We start from the raw sequence: 2,937 nt of genomic DNA, 5'->3' as shown, positions 1-2,937 counted from the left end.
ATATTAGGAGGAGTAAAATGTCAGCAGATGTAATAGATTATGAAATTAAAGGTGAAGGAATTCAATTAGTGGAGATAGAGTTAGATCCTAGAGAAGGGGTCAGAGCAGAAGCAGGAGCTATGACTTATATGGAAGATGGGATAGATATGCAGACAAAAAATAAGGGTGGACTCTTTGGTGGGTTTAAGAGAATGATAACTGGAGAAAGCTTCTTTATAACAACATTTTTAAATGAGGGGAATAGAAAATCAAAAGTTGGATTTTCTGCACCATACCCAGGGCAAATAATTCCTATAGATCTAAAAAAATTCAATGGAGAATTTTTATGTCAGAAAGACTCTTATCTATGTTCAGCTAATGGAATAGATATAGATGTGGCTTTTACTAAAAAATTAGGAGCAGGATTCTTTGGCGGTGAAGGATTTATCCTTCAAAAACTAAAAGGAGATGGGATGGCATTTATCCATGCTGGTGGAACTATAATTAAAAAAAAATTAGCTCGAGGAGAAACTCTTAGAGTAGATACAGGATGTGTTGTAGGATTTGAATCGAGCGTAAACTATGATATCAAATTTGTAGGTGGGTTTAAAAATGCTATGTTTGGTAAAGAAGGATTATTTTTAGCCACTTTACAGGGACCAGGAACTGCATATATACAATCTATGCCAATATCAAAACTAGCTGAAAGACTAAGTGCAGCAGTAGGAAGCAATAGAGGCCAAAGTAACACTGGTGGAGATATGCTTGCAGGAGGAATTGCAGGTGGAATATTAGGTAGTATGTTTGGTGGAGACAATGACTGATTTTGATATAAAAAGGACTAAAGCTGTTATTGATATTGGAACTAATTCATGTAGACTATTTATTGCAAATGTAAAAAATGGAAAGATTATAGATAAAACATTAAAGTTAATGGAAATAACAAGGTTAGGGCAAAATGTAGATAAAACAAGGGTCTTAAGTCAGGATGCTATGGATAGAACTATAGAAACATTGAAATTTTATAGAAAAAAAATAGATGAATATGGTGTGAAGGAGGTAAAAGTTACTGCAACTTCAGCTACCCGAGATTCTAAGAATAGAGAGGAATTTATCTCTAGAGTAAAGGCCGAAGCAAACCTTGATATCCATTGTATTACAGGAGAAGAAGAGGGAAAACTTAGTTTTTCTGGAGCGGTATCTGAATTTGATGAAAAAATTATGGTTTTTGATATAGGTGGGGGAAGTACCGAATTTATCTTAGGAGATAAAAATAATATTGAATATATAGAAAGTTTTAATGTCGGGGCAGTAAGGGTAGGAGAAAAATTCTTTAAGGAAAAAGTTGATCTTTTAAATGGTAAAATTTGGGTAAAAGAAACTTTGAAAAAACTATCTAAATACAAAGATCAGTCATTTAAATTAGTAGGAGTAGCAGGGACTGTTACAACTCATGTTAGTGTACTCTTACAAATGGAGGAGTATGATACCCACAGGGTTCATATGTATAAGCTGACAAAAAAAGAAATATTAAAAAATCTAGACAAGTTTTTAAAATTATCATTAAAAGAAAGAAAAAAAATAGTTGGTTTACATCCAAAGAGAGCCGAAGTGATTATCCCAGGAACTTATTTGCTATTATGGATAATGGAGGTTTTAGAAAGAGATGAAATTATAGTTTCAGATTCAGATATCTTAGAAGGGATGATGATTAATGAGCAGTAAATATATTGTTTATGGTTGTCTACAGGGAGTTGGGATTGAGGATTTTAAAATTTTATAGAAATAGTTTTAATTAAAAAAATGCTCCTAATTTAGGAGCATTTTTGTTAGATTATAAAATTATAAAATTTAATGTCATGATACTTTTTATAGTAAAATATTCTTTCTAAGAATTTGAATTTTTTCTAAACTAGACTCTGTTAGATTGTAGATTTTTTGTATTTCTGAAATATCTTCATTGAGTAGGAGTAAAAATGTTAAGACAAAAGAACAACTAGAATTAACCACATAATTTATTTTTTTCAAGGTATTTTTATCCAATATATTCAATATAATATCTATGTTTTTATAGATACTATTAACTAATTCTTCAATATAAATAACTCTATTTTTATTGAATTGAAGCGCAAACTTAATTAAACTTTTCTCTAAATGTTCCTCTTTTGCTATTTCAAAATTATTGAAATGAAATACTCCTAATTTTTTGCATATAGAACGAATAAATCTATCATTATATTTTAAATAAAAATTGATGCTAGAAAGGTCCAAACGAAGGCTATATTCTTTTTCATTAAATCTATCTTTATAAAAATTTTCAATTACTTGAACATCATGCTTAATAGAATCAAATTCATCATCGATACTTTCTAACATAGCACTAATCCGAAATAATTTTCTTTGGACTTTATTTGGAATATTAGCAAGAGTTTTATACCTTAGTTGATGATCAATTTGAGCCCAAATATGCTGTAAAGCAGTTCTTATCTGTACTTCGAATTTGAAATCAGTGCATCCATAAAGGTTTTTTTGGCTAGATTTACATTTGCAAATATAGTGTAGAGAGAGATATCCCATCTCATTATATTTTAAACTTTGAAGTTTATTTGCAGAATTCTTATAATCAATCTTGAAATTTTCTTTGAGAAGCTTTAAAATACCATCAAGATCTTCCCTATAATATGTGATTATACGTATACCTAAGATATCAGTCATCTCTTCTAATGGATTTTGGTATTTATTTTTTTTTATTTCTAATTTTCTTTTGAAACTATCTAGACTTTTGACACGAGCTTCTGTCTTTACATAGAATATATTATTGTCTTTTAGAATCCTTTCAACTTTTTGCTGCAGATGAAATATAAAAATTTCATATTCTTGCATATTATCTTGGAACTCTTCAACCCAGTGGTTAATATCATCCATCTTATCTCCTTTTGTTAGTACATAGATATGGTG

The 2,937-nt window shown here is 29.7% G+C and carries 3 protein-coding genes; 2 read left to right on the top strand and 1 reads right to left on the bottom strand.

What is annotated here, in order from left to right; genetic code table 11:
- Nucleotides 1–17: 17 nt before the first annotated feature.
- Both WBG30_RS15135 and WBG30_RS15130 read left to right on the top strand, forming a co-directional pair.
- Nucleotides 18–803: a TIGR00266 family protein gene (locus WBG30_RS15135; protein WP_424505488.1), complete on the top strand. Its 786-nt coding sequence runs from the start codon at nt 18–20 to the stop codon at nt 801–803.
- A complete protein-coding gene (locus WBG30_RS15130) occupies nt 796–1,704 on the top strand; it encodes a Ppx/GppA family phosphatase (protein ID WP_424505487.1) in 909 nt (302 codons plus the stop codon). Before WBG30_RS15135 ends, WBG30_RS15130 begins: the two co-directional genes overlap by 8 nt.
- Nucleotides 1,705–1,848: 144 nt before the next feature.
- Here the strand turns inward: WBG30_RS15130 and WBG30_RS15125 are convergent.
- Nucleotides 1,849–2,937: GTP pyrophosphokinase (locus WBG30_RS15125; protein ID WP_424505486.1), on the bottom strand; the 1,089-nt coding region annotated here is incomplete at its 5' end.

Source organism: Psychrilyobacter sp., from assembly GCF_049671765.1.
Classification (GTDB): domain Bacteria; phylum Fusobacteriota; class Fusobacteriia; order Fusobacteriales; family Fusobacteriaceae; genus Psychrilyobacter.
Note: the sequence above shows the minus strand (reverse complement) of the source record. Positions and strands in the feature narration are given on the sequence as shown.

Coding starts and splice junctions, on each gene's coding strand:
- WBG30_RS15135 (WP_424505488.1), top strand. CDS start 18: ATGTCAGCAGATGTAATAGATTATGAAATTAAAGGTGAAGGAATTCAA.
- WBG30_RS15130 (WP_424505487.1), top strand. CDS start 796: ATGACTGATTTTGATATAAAAAGGACTAAAGCTGTTATTGATATTGGA.